General features: G+C 59.4%; 18 protein-coding genes and 1 pseudogene. 9 read left to right on the forward strand and 10 right to left on the reverse strand.

The window, feature by feature from the left end:
• Positions 1-141 precede the first annotated feature (141 nt).
• The 3 genes from rph to gltS all read left to right on the forward strand — a co-directional run bounded on the left by rph (position 142) and on the right by gltS (position 2,837).
• Positions 142-864 (forward strand): ribonuclease PH, encoded by a 723-nt coding sequence (gene rph / locus ACV8MC_RS07335; protein ID WP_027610407.1) that lies wholly within the window; start codon positions 142-144, stop codon positions 862-864.
• A 25-nt stretch (positions 865-889) separates the two neighbouring features.
• Positions 890-1,258 carry a DUF4870 domain-containing protein gene (locus tag ACV8MC_RS07340; protein WP_016772541.1) on the forward strand — a complete coding sequence of 123 codons (369 nt, stop codon included), beginning with the start codon at positions 890-892 and terminating at the stop codon, positions 1,256-1,258.
• 370 nt (positions 1,259-1,628) lie between these two features.
• On the forward strand, positions 1,629-2,837 hold the full coding sequence (gene gltS / locus ACV8MC_RS07345) for a sodium/glutamate symporter (RefSeq protein WP_056791569.1): 1,209 nt from the start codon (positions 1,629-1,631) through the stop codon (positions 2,835-2,837).
• Between the two features lie 68 nt (positions 2,838-2,905).
• Here the strand turns inward: gltS and ACV8MC_RS07350 are convergent, their stop codons facing one another.
• The gene (locus ACV8MC_RS07350; protein WP_016772543.1) at positions 2,906-3,685 is read right to left on the reverse strand and encodes an exodeoxyribonuclease III; all 780 of its coding nucleotides are present in this window, start codon (positions 3,683-3,685) and stop codon (positions 2,906-2,908) included.
• An 82-nt stretch (positions 3,686-3,767) separates the two neighbouring features.
• Here ACV8MC_RS07350 and pyrE point away from each other — a divergent pair, with 82 nt between their 5' ends.
• Positions 3,768-4,412 (forward strand): orotate phosphoribosyltransferase, encoded by a 645-nt coding sequence (pyrE, locus tag ACV8MC_RS07355; RefSeq protein ID WP_016772544.1) that lies wholly within the window; start codon positions 3,768-3,770, stop codon positions 4,410-4,412.
• 102 nt (positions 4,413-4,514) lie between these two features.
• Here pyrE and ACV8MC_RS07360 read toward each other — a convergent pair whose 3' ends face one another.
• The 6 genes and pseudogenes from ACV8MC_RS07360 to coaBC all read right to left on the reverse strand — a co-directional run bounded on the left by ACV8MC_RS07360 (position 4,515) and on the right by coaBC (position 10,202).
• Positions 4,515-4,907, reverse strand: a complete 393-nt coding sequence (locus ACV8MC_RS07360) for a hypothetical protein (RefSeq protein WP_305381777.1) — start codon at positions 4,905-4,907, stop codon at positions 4,515-4,517.
• Positions 4,894-5,466: a hypothetical protein gene (locus tag ACV8MC_RS07365; protein ID WP_457264920.1), complete on the reverse strand. Its 573-nt coding sequence runs from the start codon at positions 5,464-5,466 to the stop codon at positions 4,894-4,896. Before ACV8MC_RS07365 ends, ACV8MC_RS07360 begins: the two co-directional genes overlap by 14 nt.
• A 437-nt stretch (positions 5,467-5,903) precedes the next feature.
• The gene (gene argB / locus ACV8MC_RS07370) at positions 5,904-6,809 is read right to left on the reverse strand and encodes an acetylglutamate kinase (protein WP_016772548.1); all 906 of its coding nucleotides are present in this window, start codon (positions 6,807-6,809) and stop codon (positions 5,904-5,906) included.
• A 17-nt stretch (positions 6,810-6,826) separates the two neighbouring features.
• Positions 6,827-8,230: pseudogene (locus tag ACV8MC_RS07375) on the reverse strand (phosphomannomutase/phosphoglucomutase); the annotation flags it as partial.
• Positions 8,231-8,532: 302 nt separating this feature from the next.
• A complete protein-coding gene (gene dut, locus ACV8MC_RS07380) occupies positions 8,533-8,988 on the reverse strand; it encodes a dUTP diphosphatase (protein ID WP_016772550.1) in 456 nt (151 codons plus the stop codon).
• A gap of 5 nt (positions 8,989-8,993) precedes the next feature.
• Positions 8,994-10,202, reverse strand: coding sequence for a bifunctional phosphopantothenoylcysteine decarboxylase/phosphopantothenate--cysteine ligase CoaBC (coaBC, locus tag ACV8MC_RS07385; RefSeq protein ID WP_016772551.1), 1,209 nt, complete (start codon positions 10,200-10,202; stop codon positions 8,994-8,996).
• A 133-nt stretch (positions 10,203-10,335) separates the two neighbouring features.
• Here coaBC and radC point away from each other — a divergent pair, with 133 nt between their 5' ends.
• Positions 10,336-11,010 (forward strand): RadC family protein, encoded by a 675-nt coding sequence (radC, locus tag ACV8MC_RS07390; protein ID WP_095181239.1) that lies wholly within the window; start codon positions 10,336-10,338, stop codon positions 11,008-11,010.
• Between the two features lie 145 nt (positions 11,011-11,155).
• Here radC and ACV8MC_RS07395 read toward each other — a convergent pair whose 3' ends face one another.
• Positions 11,156-12,742: an ABC transporter substrate-binding protein gene (locus ACV8MC_RS07395; protein WP_150637120.1), complete on the reverse strand. Its 1,587-nt coding sequence runs from the start codon at positions 12,740-12,742 to the stop codon at positions 11,156-11,158.
• 446 nt (positions 12,743-13,188) lie between these two features.
• Here ACV8MC_RS07395 and rpmB point away from each other — a divergent pair, with 446 nt between their 5' ends.
• Together rpmB and rpmG are read left to right on the forward strand one after the other, a co-directional pair.
• Positions 13,189-13,422, forward strand: coding sequence for a 50S ribosomal protein L28 (rpmB, locus tag ACV8MC_RS07400; RefSeq protein ID WP_007920377.1), 234 nt, complete (start codon positions 13,189-13,191; stop codon positions 13,420-13,422).
• 11 nt (positions 13,423-13,433) lie between these two features.
• A complete protein-coding gene (rpmG, locus tag ACV8MC_RS07405) occupies positions 13,434-13,589 on the forward strand; it encodes a 50S ribosomal protein L33 (protein WP_016772554.1) in 156 nt (51 codons plus the stop codon).
• 203 nt (positions 13,590-13,792) lie between these two features.
• Here the strand turns inward: rpmG and ACV8MC_RS07410 are convergent, their stop codons facing one another.
• Positions 13,793-14,155: a cupin domain-containing protein gene (locus ACV8MC_RS07410; RefSeq protein WP_016772555.1), complete on the reverse strand. Its 363-nt coding sequence runs from the start codon at positions 14,153-14,155 to the stop codon at positions 13,793-13,795.
• A gap of 236 nt (positions 14,156-14,391) precedes the next feature.
• Between ACV8MC_RS07410 and ACV8MC_RS07415 the strand changes: the two genes are divergently transcribed.
• Positions 14,392-15,885, forward strand: coding sequence for an aldehyde dehydrogenase (locus ACV8MC_RS07415; RefSeq protein WP_041476638.1), 1,494 nt, complete (start codon positions 14,392-14,394; stop codon positions 15,883-15,885).
• Between the two features lie 262 nt (positions 15,886-16,147).
• Complete coding sequence (locus ACV8MC_RS07420; protein WP_041476639.1) at positions 16,148-17,290, forward strand: MFS transporter; 1,143 nt, start codon at positions 16,148-16,150, stop codon at positions 17,288-17,290.
• 87 nt (positions 17,291-17,377) lie between these two features.
• Here the strand turns inward: ACV8MC_RS07420 and ACV8MC_RS07425 are convergent, their stop codons facing one another.
• The gene (locus ACV8MC_RS07425; protein ID WP_041476640.1) at positions 17,378-18,946 is read right to left on the reverse strand and encodes a phospholipase D family protein; all 1,569 of its coding nucleotides are present in this window, start codon (positions 18,944-18,946) and stop codon (positions 17,378-17,380) included.
• Positions 18,947-18,967: the final 21 nt, after the last annotated feature.

The following is an 18,967-nucleotide window of genomic DNA, read 5'->3' on the forward strand; positions in this document are numbered from 1 at the left end:
GGTGTGACAAAGCGCTGCAGCCCGTCGGTTATGCGCGCTCGAGGGGCTTCGGTCGTCGGCCGGCGGTTTTAACCAGTGCCCACTCGCGGTGCAGGGCTCTATAATGCTCGGCAGTTTTCCGTCCTCAGTACAGGTATCCCTATGAAACGTCCAAGTGGTCGCGCTGCCGATCAGCTCCGCTCGATCCGCATCACCCGCAACTACACCAAACACGCCGAGGGATCCGTACTGGTCGAATTCGGTGATACCAAAGTCATCTGCACCGTCAGCGTCGAAAATGGCGTGCCGCGCTTCCTCAAAGGCCAGGGCCAGGGCTGGTTGACTGCCGAGTACGGCATGCTGCCGCGCGCCACCGGTGAGCGTAACCAGCGTGAGGCCAGCCGTGGCAAGCAGGGCGGTCGTACTCTCGAAATCCAGCGTCTGATCGGCCGCTCCCTGCGCGCGGCGCTGGATATGTCCAAGCTTGGCGACGTGACCCTGTATGTCGATTGCGACGTGATCCAGGCCGATGGCGGTACTCGCACCGCGTCCATCACCGGCGCCATGGTTGCGCTGGTCGATGCCCTGAAAGTGATCAAGAAGCGCGGCGGCCTGAAAGGCGGTGACCCGCTCAAGCAGATGATCGGTGCAGTCTCGGTGGGCATGTACCAGGGCGAGCCGGTGCTGGATCTGGACTATCTTGAAGATTCCGCTGCTGAAACCGACCTGAACGTAGTGATGACCAGCACCGGCGGTTTCATCGAAGTGCAGGGCACTGCTGAAGGCGCGCCGTTCCAGCCTGAAGACTTGAACGCCATGCTGGAACTGGCGAAGAAAGGCATGAACGAGATCTTCGAACTGCAGAAGGCTGCACTGGCCGACTGAGGTTTTCGACCACAAGGAGGACATGATGAGTGACGAGCAAGAGTTGCTGCCCAAACCGAGCCAGGAGGTTCGCCAGTGGGCAATGTTCTGTCACCTGTCCGCCTTGCTGGGGATCTGGATTCCGTTCGGCAATCTGATCGGGCCGTTGATCCTATGGCAGATGAAGCGCGAGAAAGACCCTTTTATCGATGCACAGGGCAAAGAGGCGTTGAATTTTCAGATCACGGTGGCGATAGCCTCAATGATCTGCTTCCTGCTCATGCTGCTGATCATTGGTTTCTTCCTGTTTGGTTTGTTGGCGATCGCCGCACTGGTCCTGACGATCATTGCAGGGGTCAAAGCCAACGAAGGTTTCCCATACAGATATCCGTTCACCTGGCGATTGATCAAGTGAAAGTCTGTTGTGTCGCAATATGAAAATACCCCGACTTATCGGGGTATTTTTATTTGTGCAACTTAATAATTGGTTTTTGTTGTAGGACTAGTCTGTTAACGATGTGCGGTTTGGCATTTATTTGCTGATGTTCCTCTATTACATCTTTGGTCACAACTGATCGGTCCAGTGCTTATTCCCGTTCTTGTTATTGGCGCGAGCTGGTTGTTAAAGTTGCCCGATGTAATGTTTCGGTTGAAACATTCCGATATGTTCAAGCCATCGATGGCACTTGAATTCCCCAGTAATCAGTGTTGAGAAAATCAGCCGGTTCACCCGTCGAGCCCAGGTAAACGCTCGCCTCGTGAATACTTAGCCAAGAATAATCCACATGATTGAGCTCGATTTCTACGGCACGCTCGTGGCCGCTTCTTTAGTACTGCTGCTCGGACGCGGACTTGTTACGCGTGTCGGCTTTCTGCGAAGTTACAATATTCCTGAACCGGTAGCAGGCGGCCTTGTGGTTGCCGTGCTCCTGTTGATATTGCGCACTTTCGACATTGAAGTCCGCTTCGATACATCATTGCAAACCCCCCTGATGTTGGCTTTCTTTGCCACCATTGGCTTGAGTGCTGACCTTGCCAGTCTGAAGAAGGGCGGCCGCATTGTCGGTATCTTCCTGCTGGCGGTCATTGGCTTGCTGGTGGTGCAGAACGCCATGGGCATCGGGTTGGCAACCCTGCTCGGGCTCGACCCTTTGATGGGCTTGCTGACGGGCTCGATCACGCTGGCCGGCGGCCACGGCACTGGCGCTGCATGGGGCGCGGTGTTCAGCGAGAAATATGGCCTGGCGTCGGCTTCAGAGCTGGCGCTGGCCTCAGCGACGTTCGGTCTGGTGCTGGGTGGTCTGATCGGTGGGCCCGTTGCCCGGTTGCTGATCAAGCGCGTGCAAGTGCCGGGTTGCAATCCGCAACAAGCGCCGCGACTGCCAAGAGGTTTTGAACAGCCAAACAAGGAACGCTCAATCACGCCGTTTTCGTTCGTCGAGACGCTGGCGCTGATTGCCGTCAGCCTGCTCGCTGGCAACCTTCTGAATGGCGTTCTGCATGGCACTGCGTTCGAACTGCCGACGTTTGTTTGCGTGCTGTTTGTAGGTGTGGTGTTGCGCAACAGTCTGTCAGCACTTGGCTTGTATCAGGTGTTCGAGCGTGAAGTTTCCGTGCTCGGCAATGTCAGCCTCTCGCTGTTTCTGGCGATCGCGCTGATGTCGCTGAAGCTTTGGGATCTGGCGGCGTTGGCATTGCCGATCTTCATCATTCTGGCCGTGCAGGCGCTGGTCATGGCGCTGTTCGCGATTTTCGTAACGTTTCGGGTGATGGGCAGCAACTATGATGCCGCCGTACTCGCTGCGGGACACTGCGGCTTTGGGCTGGGTGCCACGCCTACGGCCATTGCCAACATGCAAGCGGTGACGCAGCGCTATGGCCCTTCGCAAATCGCGTTTCTGGTGGTGCCGATGGTAGGAGCGTTCTTCATCGATATCGTTAACGTCATCGTGATCAAGCTGTACCTGGCCTTGCCATTCTTCGCTGCGGTTTAGGAAGCACGGCGCATAAAAAATGCCCGCATCTCACGATGCGGGCATTTTCTTTGGCTGCGATACGACGCTTAGATGGTCAGCGTCCAGTCGTAGTCGACGATCAATGGTGCGTGCTGCGAGAACCGTGGCTGACGCGGCAGGCGTGCACTGCGCACCGAGCGACGCAGGCCCGGGGTCAGGATCTGGTAATCGAAACGCCAGCCCAGATTGAGCATCTCGGCCTGTTCGTTATCCGGCCACCAGCTGTACTGATCGCCTTCGCGGCTGACTTCGCGCAGCGCATCGACATAGCCCATGTTGCCGACAATCTCGTCCATCCAGGCGCGTTCCGGCGCCAGGAAGCCTGGAGATTGCTGGCTGTCGCGCCAGTTCTTGATGTCGAGTTTCTGCTGCGCAACGTACAGCGAGCCACAATAAATGTACTCGCGACGTTTGCGTCGCTGTTTGTCCAGGTACTTGCCGAAATCGTCCATGAGCTTGAACTTCTGGTTCAAGTCCTCATCGCCGTTCATCCCCGAAGGAAACAGCAAGGTGGCAATACTGACTTTGTCGAAATCTGCTTGCAGGTAGCGCCCGTAGCGGTCGGCCGTCTCGAAACCGAGACCGCTGATGACAGCCTTCGGTTGCAACCGCGAATACAAAGCCACGCCGCCTTGGGCAGGGACTTCAGCATCGCAGGCATAAAGGAAGTAGCCATCCAGTTGGAAGGCTGGGTCATCCAGTTCAAAGGCGGAGGCACGGGTGTCCTGCAGGCAGATGACGTCGGCATTCTGGGCTTGCAGCCAACTGAGCAAACCGCGCTCGACTGCCGCCTGAATACCATTGACGTTCACACTGATGATCCGCATAAATGGCCCCAAAAATCGCGTGCGTGTATGATACACGGCGTCAAGCTAATTAGCTAAATCCGTGGTATTTGGGGTTTTTTTCATGCAAGCGTATCAGCGCGATTTCATTCGTTTTGCCATCGATCGCGGCGTTTTGCGCTTCGGTGAGTTCACCCTGAAGTCCGGGCGCACCAGTCCCTACTTCTTCAACGCCGGCCTGTTCAACTCGGGTTCGGCCCTGGCGCAGCTGGGGCGTTTCTACGCCGCCGCCATCGCCGAGAGCGGCATTTCTTTCGACGTTCTGTTTGGCCCGGCTTATAAAGGCATTCCGCTGGCGGCCACGACCGCCGTTGCGCTGGCCGAACATCACGGCCGTGACCTGCCATGGTGCTTCAACCGTAAGGAAGCCAAGGCCCACGGCGAGGGCGGCAGCCTGGTTGGCGCGCCGCTGACTGGCGAAGTGTTGATCATCGACGACGTGATCACCGCCGGCACCGCCATTCGTGAAGTGATGCAGATCATCGCTTCCCAAGACGGCGCCAAAGCCGCCGGTGTGCTGATCGCGCTGAACCGCCAGGAGCGTGGCAACGGCGAATTGTCGGCCATCCAGGAAGTCGAGCGTGACTTCGGCATTCCGGTGATCAGCATCGTCTCGCTGAATCAGGTGTTGGAGTTCCTCGCCGACGATCCGCAGCTCAAGCAACACCTCCCAGCCGTGGAAGCGTACCGCGCCCAATTTGGCGTGTGATACGCACCTGTAGGAGCTGCCGAAGGCTGCGATCTTTTGATCTTGTTTTTCAGGATCAAGATCAAAAGATCGTCCGATCGCGGCCCGAGCCTTCGGCAGCTCCTACAGTGGTCTACGCAGTTTTTGCCATTTGATCAGCAGTCTCAGCGCCAGTCCCGCATTGACCAGCGCAAACACCAGCAGCGCTACAACCACCATCACGTACAACGTGCGATCCACATCGAAATCCCACAAATCCAGCGTGCTGCTGTCGATGATGCTAACCGCAGCCGGCAAGTTGACGTAAAACAGCGCCACAAACGCGCACGTCAATGGCAATGCTCGCCAGTAGAAAGCTGCCATCACCTTGTCTCGACTGCGCTTGCGGGCCTGCGAACCTTTTTGAAATTCATCTTCAGCCAGCGCTTCATTGAGCGCCGGCCACGCCAGATTGAACATGAACGTGGTCAGGGTCAGCAGCAAGCCACTGACCGCGACGATGTCACTGAACGGCATTCAGACCCAGCGTTGCACACAGCAATGCGTGGGAATCTTCGCTGATCTCGAATTGCCCGGCGCTGCCCTTGCGTTTGGTGATGGGTTTGAAGGTCGACTCGTTCTGGGTGATGAGCATGTTCAATTCATCGCGGATCACGTCCGAGCTGATCACCACCAGAAACACGTTTTGCGCATGCTCGGCGGACTGGATTACGGCGCGCATGCTGTGCTGCAGGATGTCGTCGAGCTGATTGCGAAAACGCGAAACGGTGTTCTTCAGCAGGGTTTTGCTTTGGCTCTGGGTCAGTTGAAAGATCGTCGAGATCTGCGATTCGGTCGGCAGGGTTTGCCCAAAGTAACTCTGAATCAGATACAGCAGGCGATCCTGTTTGGCTTCGTCCGCCCGGCTGGGCATGCCGCCCTCAACCAGCATTTTCAGGTATTCGGTCAGGCTGGCTTTGGCGATGCGCTCCAGCGCATGGGCGATTTCAGCGTCGCCGATGCGCAAGGTCTTTTTTACCGGTTCCTTTTGTTCCTGCTCGAAAGCATCGGCGTCGATCGTGAACGAGATCTGCATGAGTCGCCGCTCCGGTTATTTGTCGCTGGCGGCTGGGTAGGGATCCTGGGGTGCATCTCCTTGGCCGGTGAGCACTTTCCAGCCCTTGAGTGGGTGAGAGGCTTCGGTGAAGTCAGGGCAGGGCGGCATCGAAGTCTGCGAAGGGGCTGAATACTCTCGGCCGCAGTCCACGCAGGCGTAAGTGCCAGCCGAAATGTCACTGCCGTAAGGAACGCTGTTTTTTTGCATGGGAAGATCTCCGTTGGATGAGGGGAAGATCCTAGGGAGATTTGTTCTGAAGGGATGTCGGACGTTTCGCTGTGTCGAGTCAGGCGTTTCCTGCGCGCACAAAAAAGATCGCAGCCTTCGTCAGTTCCTACAAAAGCGGATTCCCGCATGTGCGAAATCCCTGTAGGAGCTGCCGAAGGCTGCGATCTTTTGCTTTCAGCGATCAGCCATCAAGGACGCTTGCGATTGCTGATCAGCGTACCTACGCCAGTATCAGTGAAGATTTCCAGCAGAATCGCGTTCGGCACACGACCGTCGATGATCAACGAACTACCTACGCCACCCTGAACCGCTTCCAGTGCGCAGCGGATCTTCGGCAGCATGCCGCCGTAGATCGTGCCATCGGCGATCAGGTCGTCGACCTGCTGCGTGCTCAGGCCGGTCAGCACGGTGCCCGACTTGTCCATCAGGCCGGCAATGTTGGTCAGCAGCATCAGCTTTTCAGCTTTCAGTGCTTCGGCAACCTTGCCCGCCACCAGGTCGGCGTTGATGTTGTACGACTCGCCGTTCTCACCGACGCCAATCGGCGCGATGACCGGGATGAAGTTGCCTTTGACCAGCAGATTCAACAGCTCGGTATTGATGCCGACGACTTCGCCGACATGGCCGATGTCGATGATTTCCGGCTGGGTCATCTCCGGGGTCTGGCGGGAGACGGTGAGCTTCTTCGCCCGGATCAGCCCGGCATCCTTACCGGTCAGGCCGATGGCGCTGCCGCCATGGCGGTTGATCAGGTTGACGATACTCTTGTTGACCTGACCGCCAAGGACCATTTCCACCACGTCCATGGTCGCCGCGTCGGTAACGCGCATGCCGTCGACGAAGTGGCTTTCGATCGACAGGCGCTTGAGCAGATCACCGATCTGCGGGCCGCCACCGTGCACGACCACCGGGTTGATGCCCACGGCTTTCATCAGCACGATGTCGCGGGCGAAGCCGGTTTTCAGCTCCTCGCTTTCCATCGCGTTGCCGCCGTATTTGATCACCAGGGTCTTGCCGACATAGCGTCGGATGTAAGGCAGCGCTTCGGACAGGACCTTGGCAGTGTTGGCGGCGGCTTCGCGTTCGAGGGTCATTCAGGGCTCCGGGTGGATCAGAACGGTAGTTGGAGATCAGGTGCAACGCGTTTCAGTTGGGCGTGGAACACATCCTTGATGCGCTGCAATTCAGCCTCGTCATCGGCCTCGAAGCGCAGCACCAGCACCGGTGTGGTGTTGGACGCGCGCACCAGGCCCCAGCCTTTGGCGTAATCGACACGCACGCCGTCGATGGTGGTCAGGTCGGCGCCTTCGCCCCACTGAGCATCGTGCAGTGCATCAATGATGCTGAATTTGCTCTCTTCGGTCACATGGATATTGATTTCCGGCGTGGAAATATCGTTCGGAAAGGTCGCAAACAGCTCTTCAGCAGTGGATTTTTCCTTGCTGAGGATCTCCAGCAGACGTGCGGCGCTGTAGATGCCGTCGTCGAAACCGAACCAGCGTTCCTTGAAGAAGATGTGCCCGCTCATTTCGCCGGCCAACAGTGCGCCGGATTGTTTCATTTTCTTTTTGATCAACGAGTGACCGGTCTTCCACATTAGCGGCCGACCACCGTATTCCTTGATCAATGGCACCAGGCGACGGGTGCATTTGACGTCGAAGATGATTTCCGCGTCCGGGTTGCGCGCCACTACGTCGCGAGCGAACAGCATCAGTAGGCGATCCGGGTAGACGATGCTGCCGGTATTGGTCACCACGCCAACGCGGTCGCCGTCACCGTCGAAGGCCAGGCCGATATCGGCGTTGGTCTCTTTGACTTTGGCAATCAGGTCTACGAGGTTTTCCGGTTTGCCCGGATCCGGGTGATGGTTCGGGAAGTTGCCGTCGACTTCGCAGAACAGCGGGATGACTTCGCAGTTCAGCGCTTCGATCAGTTGCGGGGCGATCACGCCGGCCGCGCCATTGCCGCAGTCGACCACGACTTTCAGGCGGCGGGCCAGTTTGATGTCCTGGACGATTTCGGTGTTGTAGCGGTCGAGGATTTCGACCTGAGTGACGCTGCCCTGGCCAGTGCTCAGGTCGTTGTTCTTGATGCGCTCGTGGAGCACCTGAATCTGCTCGTTGGCGAGGGTGTCGCCGGCGATGACGATTTTGAAGCCGTTGTAGTTCGACGGATTGTGGCTACCGGTGAGCATCACCCCGGACTTGCCGGCCAGCACGTTGGCGGCGTAGTACAGTGCCGGCGTTGGCACCAGGCCGACATCGCTGACGTGGCAACCGCTCTCGGCGATGCCGCGAATGAGTTCCGCGACCAGCTCCGGGCCGGACAGGCGACCGTCACGACCGACCGACACGTTCGGCTCGCCCTGGGCCAGGCTCTGCGAGCCGATGGCGCGACCGATCCAGTAGGCGGTTTCACCGTTGAGGAATTCCGGCACGGTGCCACGAATGTCGTAGGCGCGGAAAATGCTGTCAGGCAGCGTCGGGGCGATCTTGGCGGGGGTGCTCATCTGTGGACATGCTCCATCTCGAAAAGGGCGGGACAGACCGGCGAAAGATTCGACGGCAGGCTCAAACTGAAGGGTATGACGGCGTTTTCCACAGAGAGTTCGTGCTATGAAAGGGCCATGACGCCCCGGCTGGCGTGGCTTTCGGCCGGCAAAACCTTGATTTACGGTGTTAAAACCTGCTGCCGATATAGCGCATTTTTTGTGGCGAGGGGATTTATCCCCGATGGGCTGCGCAGCAGACCCAAAATCTTGGGGCCGCTTCGCAGCCCAACGGGGATAAATCCCCTCACCCCATAATTTCTATCCGGTTATTTGGTGCCAGTGTGGCCAAAGCCGCCGGTACCGCGCTCGGTCTCGACAAACTCTTCAACCATTTCGAAATGTGCTTGCACTACCGGTACCAGCACCAATTGCGCCAGGCGTTCGCCGACGGTCATGGTGAAGTCGCTCTGGCCGCGGTTCCAGCAGGAGACCATCAGCGGACCCTGGTAATCGGAGTCGATCAGGCCGACCAGATTGCCCAGCACGATGCCGTGTTTGTGGCCCATGCCCGAGCGAGGCAGGATCAGTGCGGCGAGATTCGGGTCGCCGATGTACACCGACAGGCCGGTGGGAATCAGCACGGTTTCACCCGGTTTGATCACGATGTCCTGTTCCAGCATGGCGCGCAGGTCGAGGCCGGCGGAGCCCGGCGTGGCGTATTGCGGCAGCGGGAATTCGGTGCCGATGCGTGGATCGAGGATCTTGGCTTGCAAAGCGTGCATGTAAATTAAACCTGGTTCAGACGTTCGGCGATAAAAGTGACCAGTTGGCGAGCGATCTTGCTCTTGCTGGTCTGGGCGAAAACCGTGGCGTGCAGCTCACGGTCGATGACGCTGCAGGCGTTTTCTTCGCTGTTGAAACCGATGCTCGGGTTGGCGACGTCGTTGGCGACGATCAGATCGAGATTCTTGTCCTTCAGCTTGCGTGCAGCGTAGTCGAGCAGGTGTTCGGTTTCGGCGGCGAAGCCGACACTGAACGGACGGTCGGGACGGGTCGCGATGGTGGCCAGGATGTCCGGGTTACGCACCATTTGCAGGACGAAGCCGTCGCCGCTCGTAGGATCTTTCTTGAGTTTATGCGGAGCTACTACTTCCGGGCGGTAGTCCGCCACCGCTGCCGACGAGATGAACACATCGCAAGGCATGGCCGATTCGCAGGCGGCGAGCATGTCGCGGGCGCTGACCACATCGATCCGCGTCACGCGATCCGGCGTCGGCAGGTGCACCGGGCCGCTGATCAACGTCACACGGGCGCCGGCTTCCACGGCTGCTTCGGCGAGGGCAAAACCCATTTTGCCGGAGCTGTGGTTGGTGATGTAACGCACCGGGTCGATGTTTTCCTGAGTCGGGCCGGCGGTGATCACCACATGCTTGCCGGTCAGGGCCTGGCGCTGGAAGCAATCAGCGGCGAGCAGGGCCAGATCGGTGGCCTCCATCATGCGGCCCATGCCGACGTCGCCGCAGGCCTGGCTGCCCGAGGCCGGGCCGAAAGTCTTCAGGCCACGGCTTTCCAGCAGTTGCAGGTTGGCCTGGGTCGCCGGGTCGCGCCACATCGCCTGATTCATCGCTGGCGCGACAGCAACCACGGCGTCGGTGGCCAGCACCAGCGTGGTCAGCAGATCGTTGGCGATGCCTTGGGCCAGACGGGCGATCAGGTCGGCGGTGGCCGGGGCGATCAGTACCAGATCGGCCCATTTCGCCAGCTCGATATGACCCATGGCGGCTTCGGCGGCAGGGTCGAGCAAGTCGAGGTGAACCGGGTGGCCCGACAGGGCCTGCATGGTCAGCGGGGTGATGAATTCGGCGCCGCCATGGGTCATGACCACGCGCACTTCGGCACCCTGGTCGATCAGGCGGCGAACCAGATCGGCGCTCTTGTAGGCCGCAATGCCGCCGCCGACGCCCAGAACGATGCGTTTCCGATACAGCCGCTGCATAGGTCTGCCTTTCATTTCGTTGATGACGGCGGCGCGATACCCCTCCCCAGGGTTGAATCGACCGCCAAAAAGATGGGCTACGATATCACAGCGACCGCTACGGAACAGCGGCGCCCACAGACAAGGAGGTGCTATGAGTATTCGCGATTGGCCGGCGGCGGAACGGCCGCGGGAAAGGCTGTTGGAACACGGCGCAGGGAGTCTTTCGGACGCTGAGTTGTTGGCGATTTTTCTGCGCACCGGATTGCCCGGAAAAAGCGCTGTCGACCTCGCCAGACATCTGCTGACGCAATTCGGTGGCCTGCGTTTGCTGCTCGAGGCCGATCAGGACGCATTCAGCAAACAACTGGGCCTCGGCCCCGCCAAGTTCGCGCAGCTGCAAGCCGCGCAGGAAATGAGCAAGCGCCATCTGGCCGAGCGCTCACGACAGAAACCGGCACTCGAGAACCCTCAGGTCGTCCGCGATTACCTCAAGGCGATGCTGCGGCATGAGCCGCACGAGGTGTTCGGCTGCCTGTTTCTCGATTCGAAACATCAGGTGCTGAATTTCGAGGCGCTGTTTCGCGGCTCGATCGACAACACCAGCGTGCACCCACGGGAGGTGGTGAAGCGCGCGCTGGCCAATAACGCCGCAGCAGTGATCCTCTGTCACAACCACCCGTCCGGAAACACCGATCCGAGTCAGGCAGATCGGCTGCTGACCAAGCGCCTGCAGAAAACCCTGGAACTGATTGACGTGCGAGTGCTCGATCACTTCATCGTCGGCGACGGCGAACCGCTGTCGATGGCGGAGTGTGGCTGGATGTAGTTCTCGGCGCCGATTCTGGACCTTGTGGGAGCGAGCCTGCTCGCGAAGGCGTTTTATCAGTCAGCATCATTGTTTGCTGAAAGACCGCTTTCGCGAGCGGGCTCGCTCCCACAGATTGTTTCCATCCACCGGCGTGTCAGGCAGGTTATTTGAGGCTGATCTTGGAATAATCCTGCCGGCCAAACGGGCTGACGGAATAACCCTGAACATCCTTGCGCGTCAAAGCGTAGGCCGTCGGGTGCGCCAGTGGCAGCCACAATGCCTGCTGCTGGATCTGCGCTTGTGCCTGCTCATACAGCTTGGTGCGCACGCCTTGCTCGCTGGTGGTCTTGCCGGCGCTGATCAGCTTGTCCAGATCGGCGTTGCAGTAGCGGGCGAAGTTGGTCCCGGACTTCACTGCCGCGCAGGAAAATTGCGGGGTGAGGAAGTTGTCCGGGTCGCCGTTGTCGCCGGCCCAGCCCATGAACAGCAGATCATGTTCGCCGGCCTTGGCGCGGCGAATCAGTTCGCCCCATTCGATCACGCGGATTTCTGCCTGGATGCCGATCTCGGCCAGATCCGACTGCAGCATCTGCGCGCCGAGGCTTGGGTTCGGGTTGAGCAGGCTGCCGGATGGCCGCGTCCAGATTGTGGTCTGGAAGCCGTCCTTCAAGCCGGCCTTGGCCAGCAGCGCCTTGGCCTTGGCCACGTCGTGCGGGTAGCCCGGCAGGTTCTTCGCGTAGCTCCAGGTGTTCGGCGGGTACGGGCCATTGGCCGCTTCGGCGGTGTCTTCGAACACGGCTTTGATGTAGTTGGCCTTGTCGAAAGCGAGGTTGATCGCCTGGCGCACTTCCGGCTTGTCCAGCGGCGGATGCTGGCTGTTAATGCCCACGAAAGCGGTCATGAAAGCGTCAGTCTTTTCGACTTTCAGCGTCGGTTCCTTCAGCGCGGCCTGTACATCCAATGGTTTCGGCGACAGGGCGATCTGGCATTCATTGCGCCGCAGCTTTTGCAGGCGCACGTTGGCGTCCGGCGTGATGGCGAAGATCAACGGGTCGACGGCAGGCTTGCCACGGAAATAGTCCGGATTGGCCTTGTAGCGAATCGCTGCATCTTTTTGGAAGCGATTGAACACGAACGGGCCGGTGCCGATCGGCTGGCTGTTGAGTTTGTCGGTGGCGCCGGCCTTCATCAGTTTGTCAGCGTATTCGGCGGAATAGATCGAGGCGAAACCCATGCTCAGGGTCGCGAGGAAGGTCGAATCCGGATGATCAAGCGTGAAACGCACGGTCAGCGGGTCGAGGGCGTCGATCTTCTTGATCAGGCTTGGCAGTTGCATCGACTGCGCATGGGGGAAGCCGCTCTGCGCGACTTTGTGCCACGGGTTGGCCGGGTCGAGCATGCGGTCGAAGCTGAATTTTACGTCTTCGGCACTCAGCTCGCGGCTCGGCTTGAAGTAATCGGTTGTGTGAAATTTCACCTGCGGGTGCAGTTTGAACACATAGGTGAGGCCGTCGGTGCTGACTTCCCAGCTGTCGGCAAGGCTCGGAATGACCTTGCCGCTGGCGGTGTCGAAATCCACCAGGCGGTTCATCAATACGTCAGCCGAAGCATTGGTGGTGGTCAGTGAGTTGTACTGCACCACGTCGAACCCTTCAGGGCTGGCCTCGGTGCACACGCTCAACGCGGCGGCCTGGGCAAGGGGGCTCAGCAGGAGCGGGGCAAGCAACAGGGGTAGGGCAGCGAGGCGCATGGTCGGTTTCCTTTACAGATCGAAGGCCCATCTGCAAGTGCAGTCTGGAAAAGTCCTACCCTAGAGCTCTGAATTGCAAATGACTATCCCCTTTTTGCATTTTCAGGCGCACTCTTGCGCGGTTTCGAGCGTGGGCCGCCCGATGAAAAGTCTGAATCGCCTGTAGGACGGGATTTCTGCGACGAGTGGTCAAAACTGGCCGCAGCCTTTGTCCAAGGCGTCTGCGGCGGAAAAAATCGCCCTTTTGCCGATTGATTGCACACCGATTGTTGTTGCACCCCGGTCTTTCTGGTATAAAGCAGCGCTCTTTTCTAGGGGCCCGGTTCCTTCACTGTAGGTGTAGCCGGTAAGACCTCTAAAGAAACGCGGCGCCTGGCGCCAAATGACTGAGAGATTAAGCGGCCAACCCATGCCGGGTTGGGCATGTGGTTTTAGAGGGCTGAGGCATGTCGAGAGTATGTCAAGTTACCGGTAAGGGTCCGGTGACTGGGAATAACATTTCCCACGCAAACAACAAAACCCGTCGTCGTTTCCTGCCGAACCTGCAGCATCACCGCTTCTGGGTTGAAGAAGAGAAACGTTTTGTGCGTCTGCGCGTATCTGCCAAAGGCATGCGTATCATCGACAAGCGTGGCATCACTGTCGTGCTCGCCGAACTTCGCCGCGATGGCAAGATTTAAGGGAGCTAATCATGCGTGAATTGATTCGTTTGATCTCGAGCGCCGGTACTGGTCACTTCTACACTACCGACAAGAACAAGCGTACTACCCCGGACAAAATCGAGATCAAGAAATATGATCCGGTTGTTCGCAAGCACGTGATGTACAAGGAAGGCAAAATCAAGTAATTGATTTTTCCTGACTGCGAAAAAGGCCCGTATCGTGAGATACGGGCCTTTTTTTTGCCTTGGATTCTGCGGTGACCGGTTAGGCCTTATCGCTGGCAAGCCAGCTCCCACATTGATTGCCGGTCTTCACAGAACCTGTGTCATGCACAAAACCTGTGGGAGCTGGCTTGCCAGCGATGAGGGCCGATCAGCCAGCAAACATCTCAAGCCTTCTGTTCAAAGATCACATAAACCTTGCGGCAAGCCTCCAGCACTTCCCAGGTTCCGCGAAACCCCGCCGGGATCACGAAGCGATCGCCAACGCGCAAGGTCTTGGCATTTCCATCGCTGTCACGCAATACCGAAACCCCCTGCAGAATCTCGCAGTACTCATGCTCGGTGTAATTCACCGTCCACTGGCCCACCGCGCCTTCCCACACACCAACACCCATTTGCCCACAAGGGCTGTCGTATTGATGAAACACCGCCTGCTCAGGATCGCCCTTGAGCACTTTCGCCGGGTCCGGGCGATAACGCTCGGCTTCGCTGCTGGCGAGGCTGATGTCGACGACGTTCTGGATGTTCATTGTTGTTTTCTCCGTTAATGACGGCGCGTTGGCTGGAATGGGCCAAAGTCTATGTTTATTAAAATGAACACCGCAAGGCCGTATGGCCAGCTTATGTCAAATATATTGAAACAAACCCGGTCGCTGGTTTAGGGTGGCGGGTGCCTCGGGCCGAAAGTGCAGGCTGGCCGGGCAGAATTCTTGAACAGCGCCGCAGCGCTTGCGGTGCTCGTATTCAATAAGAGGAGGACACCCGAATGACCACCCTGACTCGTGCCGACTGGGAACAACGCGCCCGCGATCTGAAAATCGAAGGCCGCGCCTTCCTGAATGGCGAATACACCGACGCCGTTTCCGGCGAAACCTTCGAATGCATCAGCCCGGTCGATGGCCGCTTGCTCGGCAAGATCGCCAGCTGCGACGCCGCCGATGCTGACCGTGCTGTAGAAAACGCCCGCGCCACCTTCAACTCCGGCGTCTGGTCGCGCCTGGCGCCGACCAAACGCAAAGCCACCATGATCCGCTTCGCCAGCCTGCTGAAACAGCACGCCGAAGAACTCGCGCTGCTGGAAACCCTCGACATGGGCAAGCCGATCAGCGATTCGCTGTACATCGACGTGCCGGGTGCGGCGCAGGCGCTGAGCTGGAGCGGTGAAGCGATCGACAAGATCTACGACGAAGTCGCCGCGACCCCACATGATCAACTGGGCCTGGTGACTCGCGAGCCGGTGGGCGTGGTCGGCGCTATCGTGCCGTGGAACTTCCCGCTGATGATGGCTTGCTGGAAACTCGGCCCGGCGCTGTCGACCGGCAACTCGGTGATCCTCAAGCCGTCGGAAAAGTCGCCGCTGACCGCCATCCGTATCGCTGCGCTGGCCATTGAAGCCGGGATTCCGAAAGGCGTGCTCAATGTGCTGCCGGGCTATGGCCACACCGTCGGCAAGGCGCTGGGTCTGCATAATGATGTCGACACGCTGGTCTTCACCGGCTCAACCAAGATCGCCAAGCAACTGATGGTCTACGCCGGCGAATCGAACATGAAGCGCGTCTGGCTGGAGGCCGGCGGCAAGAGCCCGAACATCGTCTTCGCCGATGCGCCGGATCTGCAGGCCGCCGCTGAATCCGCCGCCAGCGCCATCGCCTTCAACCAGGGCGAAGTCTGCACCGCCGGTTCGCGTCTGCTGGTCGAGCGCTCGATCAAGGACAAATTCCTGCCGATGGTGATCGAGGCGCTGAAAACCTGGAAGCCCGGCAATCCGCTGGACCCGGCGACCAACGTCGGTGCGCTGGTCGATACCCAGCAGATGAACACCGTGCTGTCGTACATCGAATCCGGCCATAGCGATGGCGCCAAACTGGTCGCCGGCGGCAAGCGCATCCTCCAGGAGACCGGTGGCACTTACGTCGAGCCAACCATTTTCGATGGTGTGAGCAATGCGATGAAGATTGCTCAGGAAGAGATTTTCGGCCCAGTGTTGTCGGTGATCGCTTTCGACAGCGCCGAAGAAGCCATCCAGATTGCCAACGACACGCCATACGGTCTGGCCGCAGCGGTGTGGACCCAGGACATCTCCAAGGCGCATCTGACTGCCAAGGCCCTGCGCGCCGGTAGCGTGTGGGTCAACCAGTACGATGGTGGCGACATGACCGCGCCGTTCGGTGGCTTCAAGCAGTCGGGCAACGGTCGCGACAAATCGCTGCACGCCTTCGACAAGTACACCGAGCTGAAGGCGACGTGGATCAAGCTGTAAACCGCTAAGGGGAGCCTGATTCAGTCAGGCTCCCGAACCAGACAGAGATCCCCTGTGGGAGCGTGCCTCTGTGGTGAGGGGATTTATCCCCGTTTGGCTGCGAAGCAGTCGCTAAACCATTGCACGCGGTGTACCTGGTACATCGTGGTTGCAGGTTTTGGGGCCGCTGCGCGACCCAACGGGGATAAATCCCCTCGCCACAGGGGCTCGCTCCCACAGTGATTTTGTGGTGCATATAAAAATATCCACAGGAGCGTGGAACATGCGGTGGGCGACGTATTTCGCCGTGTTGGCGTCTGTCTTGAGTGTCGGTCTGGCCCTGGGGGTCAGCATGCCGCTGGTGTCGTTGCGTCTGGAGGGCTGGGGCTACGGCTCGTTCGCCATCGGTGTGATGGCAGCCATGCCGGCAATCGGCGTGCTGCTCGGGGCGAAGGTCTCCAGCCATCTCGCTGCGTATTTCGGCACGGCGAACCTGATGCGCCTGTGCCTGTGGGCCGGGGCATTGTCGATCGGCCTGCTGGCGCTGCTGCCGAGTTATCCGATCTGGTTGCTGCTGCGGTTGCTGATCGGTGTGATCCTGACCATCGTGTTCATTCTTGGCGAGAGCTGGATCAATCAGCTGGTGGTCGAGCAGTGGCGCGGGCGTCTGGTGGCGCTGTATGGCAGCAGCTATGCGCTGAGCCAGCTGTCCGGTCCGTTGCTGCTGGGTGCGCTGGGTACCGAGCATGATTACGGTTTCTGGGTCGGGGCCGGTCTGCTGACGCTCTCGCCTTTCCTGCTGCTGGGGCGCAGCGGCGCGCCGAGCAGCGAGGCCAACAGCGTCACGTTTGGTGATCTGTGGGGCTTCGCCCGTGAGCTGCCGGCGATTGCCTGGGCGGTGTCATTGTTCGCCGCGTTCGAGGCGATGATCCTGACGCTGCTGCCGGTGTACTGTCTGCAACAAGGGTTCACCGCCGAAATCGCGCTGGCCATGGTCAGCACCGTGGTGGTCGGCGATGCGCTGCTGCAATTACCGATCGGCGCGTTGGCCGATTACCTGTCGCGGCGCACGCTGTTTGCTGGTTGCGCTGTGGTGTTGATGCTGTCGAGTCTGGCCATTCCGATGTTGCTCGACACGCTGCTGATCTGGCCGCTTTGGGTGCTGTTCGGCGCCAGTGCTGGCGGCTTGTTTACCCTGTCGCTGATTCTGATTGGCGAGCGTTATCGTGACGATGCGCTGGTGCGCGCCAATGCGCATATTGCCCAGTTGTGGGGTGTCGGTTGTCTGGTCGGGCCATTGGCGGCGGGGGCGGGGAGTCAGTGGATCAACGGGCATGCGTTGCCACTGTTGATGGCGGCGGGGGCTTTCGGGTTGGTTATCCTGTTGTTGCGCCAGGGCGCCTTCGGCAAAATCCAGACTGCTTGAGATCAAAAGATCGCAGCCTTCGGCAGCTCCTACAGGGCAAACGCATTTCCAACTGTAGGAGCTGCCGAAGGCTGCGATCTTTGCTTTTTACAGCATCCGCTCCAGGCCGACGCTGGTGCTGAACCATGAGTTGAAGCGCCGCCACCAGCTCCCCGGTTCCTTGGTCAGGGTATGCATCTGGCCGTTGTCCTCGGTGACCCAGACGACCTTGCCGTCCTCGAGCTTCGCCTGATAACTCAAGGTCGGCGCCATGCCTTGCAGTGCCAGTGCGCGCACATGCTCGGCCAGTTCCGGGCTGTCGACCAGGACGCCGACTTCGGTGTTCCACAGCACCGAGCGCGGGTCGAAATTGAACGAACCGATAAACGATTTGCGTCGATCAAAGATCATCGCCTTGCTGTGCAGGCTGGAATCCGAGCCGCGAAACGACTTGCTGTAGAACACGCGTGGCCCGCTGCCGTAGTTATCCCCAGGCTGGCGGCGCAACTCATAGAGTTTCACTCCGTGTTCAAGCAACGCCTTGCGATAGGGCGCGTAACCGCCATGCACCGCCGGTACGTCGGTAGCCTCCAGCGAATTGGTCAGCAGACTTACGGAGACCCCGGCATCGGCGCGCCCGGTCAGGTAGACCAGCCCCGGCTGGCCGGGCACAAAGTAGGCGGAAATCATGATCAGCTCTTTGCTGACGCCGGTCAGTTCCGGCGCCAGTTGTGTGGTCAGCAGCAGATGCGGATCCGGTTCGCCCTTGGACAGGACCTTGCTCGGCGCATCCCACAGCGCCTGGTTCCAGGCCCAGATCAGCTCTTTGCGCCAGATGTCCATGCGCGGGTCGGTGGTGAACTTCATCAACTGCTGATACAGCGCGTGGTTCTGCTTGCGGGTTTCTTCCAGCGACTCTTCCAGGCGCGTGCGCGTGTTTTGCAGGTCGGCGGCGGTCGGTTGGCTGGAGAGAAATTCGTCGATCGGCTTGCTCAGCGCACTGTTCCAGTACTGGTCGAAACTGTGTCCGAGCTGCTCGGCCACCGGGCCGATGCTGAGCATGTCGATGTCGGTGAAATTCAGGTTGGCTTCGGCATCGAAATATTCATCGCCCAGATTGCGCCCGCCGACGATGGCCGCGCTGTTGTCCGCCAGCCACAACTTGTTGTGCATGCGCCGGTGCTGCACGGACAGATTGAACAGTCGCCCGGCCGCGCGTGTTACGCCGGTACTGCGCCCGAGATGCAACGGATTGAACAAACGAATCTGGATCTGCGGATGTGCCGCAAGGGTGGCGATGATCTGGTCGAGGCCGTCGCTGGTGGTGTCGTCGAGCAGGATGCGCACGCGCACGCCACGGTCGGCAGCCTTGAGCACTTCCTCCACCAGCATCCGCGTGCTGATGCCGTCGTGGACGATGTAGTACTGCAAATCGAGGCTGACCTGCGCATGACGAATCAGCTCGGCGCGGGCGGTAAAGGCCTCGCCGCTGTCCGAGAGCAGGCGAAACCCCGACTGCCCTTTGTAGGGCGCGGCCTGAGCCTGAATCGAACGGCCGAAGCTGGAGTCCGACGCCGGCAGGGCCTGGCTTGGTTCGCGCGGCACATCAAGGCTGGCGCAGCCGCTGAGGAACGAGGCGAGTATCAGTAAAGCGAGTAGGGGCTGTCTGAAGCTCACGTAGGGTCGTTCCGGTTGGCG

The sequence above is a fragment of the Pseudomonas sp. PK-RTE-24 genome (assembly GCF_054052265.1).

Bases quoted from the DNA above. Each gene is read 5' to 3' on its own strand.
- rpmB (WP_007920377.1), top strand. From the start codon at position 13,189: ATGTCGAGAGTATGTCAAGTTACCGGTAAGGGTCCGGTGACTGGGAAT.
- ACV8MC_RS07350 (WP_016772543.1), bottom strand. From the start codon at position 3,685: ATGCGGATCATCAGTGTGAACGTCAATGGTATTCAGGCGGCAGTCGAG.
- ACV8MC_RS07410 (WP_016772555.1), bottom strand. From the start codon at position 14,155: ATGAACATCCAGAACGTCGTCGACATCAGCCTCGCCAGCAGCGAAGCC.
- ACV8MC_RS07415 (WP_041476638.1), top strand. From the start codon at position 14,392: ATGACCACCCTGACTCGTGCCGACTGGGAACAACGCGCCCGCGATCTG.
- ACV8MC_RS07395 (WP_150637120.1), bottom strand. From the start codon at position 12,742: ATGCGCCTCGCTGCCCTACCCCTGTTGCTTGCCCCGCTCCTGCTGAGC.
- coaBC (WP_016772551.1), bottom strand. From the start codon at position 10,202: ATGCAGCGGCTGTATCGGAAACGCATCGTTCTGGGCGTCGGCGGCGGC.
- rph (WP_027610407.1), top strand. From the start codon at position 142: ATGAAACGTCCAAGTGGTCGCGCTGCCGATCAGCTCCGCTCGATCCGC.
- radC (WP_095181239.1), top strand. From the start codon at position 10,336: ATGAGTATTCGCGATTGGCCGGCGGCGGAACGGCCGCGGGAAAGGCTG.
- pyrE (WP_016772544.1), top strand. From the start codon at position 3,768: ATGCAAGCGTATCAGCGCGATTTCATTCGTTTTGCCATCGATCGCGGC.
- rpmG (WP_016772554.1), top strand. From the start codon at position 13,434: ATGCGTGAATTGATTCGTTTGATCTCGAGCGCCGGTACTGGTCACTTC.
- ACV8MC_RS07365 (WP_457264920.1), bottom strand. From the start codon at position 5,466: ATGCAGATCTCGTTCACGATCGACGCCGATGCTTTCGAGCAGGAACAA.
- dut (WP_016772550.1), bottom strand. From the start codon at position 8,988: ATGCACGCTTTGCAAGCCAAGATCCTCGATCCACGCATCGGCACCGAA.
- ACV8MC_RS07420 (WP_041476639.1), top strand. From the start codon at position 16,148: ATGCGGTGGGCGACGTATTTCGCCGTGTTGGCGTCTGTCTTGAGTGTC.
- ACV8MC_RS07340 (WP_016772541.1), top strand. From the start codon at position 890: ATGAGTGACGAGCAAGAGTTGCTGCCCAAACCGAGCCAGGAGGTTCGC.
- argB (WP_016772548.1), bottom strand. From the start codon at position 6,809: ATGACCCTCGAACGCGAAGCCGCCGCCAACACTGCCAAGGTCCTGTCC.
- gltS (WP_056791569.1), top strand. From the start codon at position 1,629: ATGATTGAGCTCGATTTCTACGGCACGCTCGTGGCCGCTTCTTTAGTA.
- ACV8MC_RS07360 (WP_305381777.1), bottom strand. From the start codon at position 4,907: ATGCCGTTCAGTGACATCGTCGCGGTCAGTGGCTTGCTGCTGACCCTG.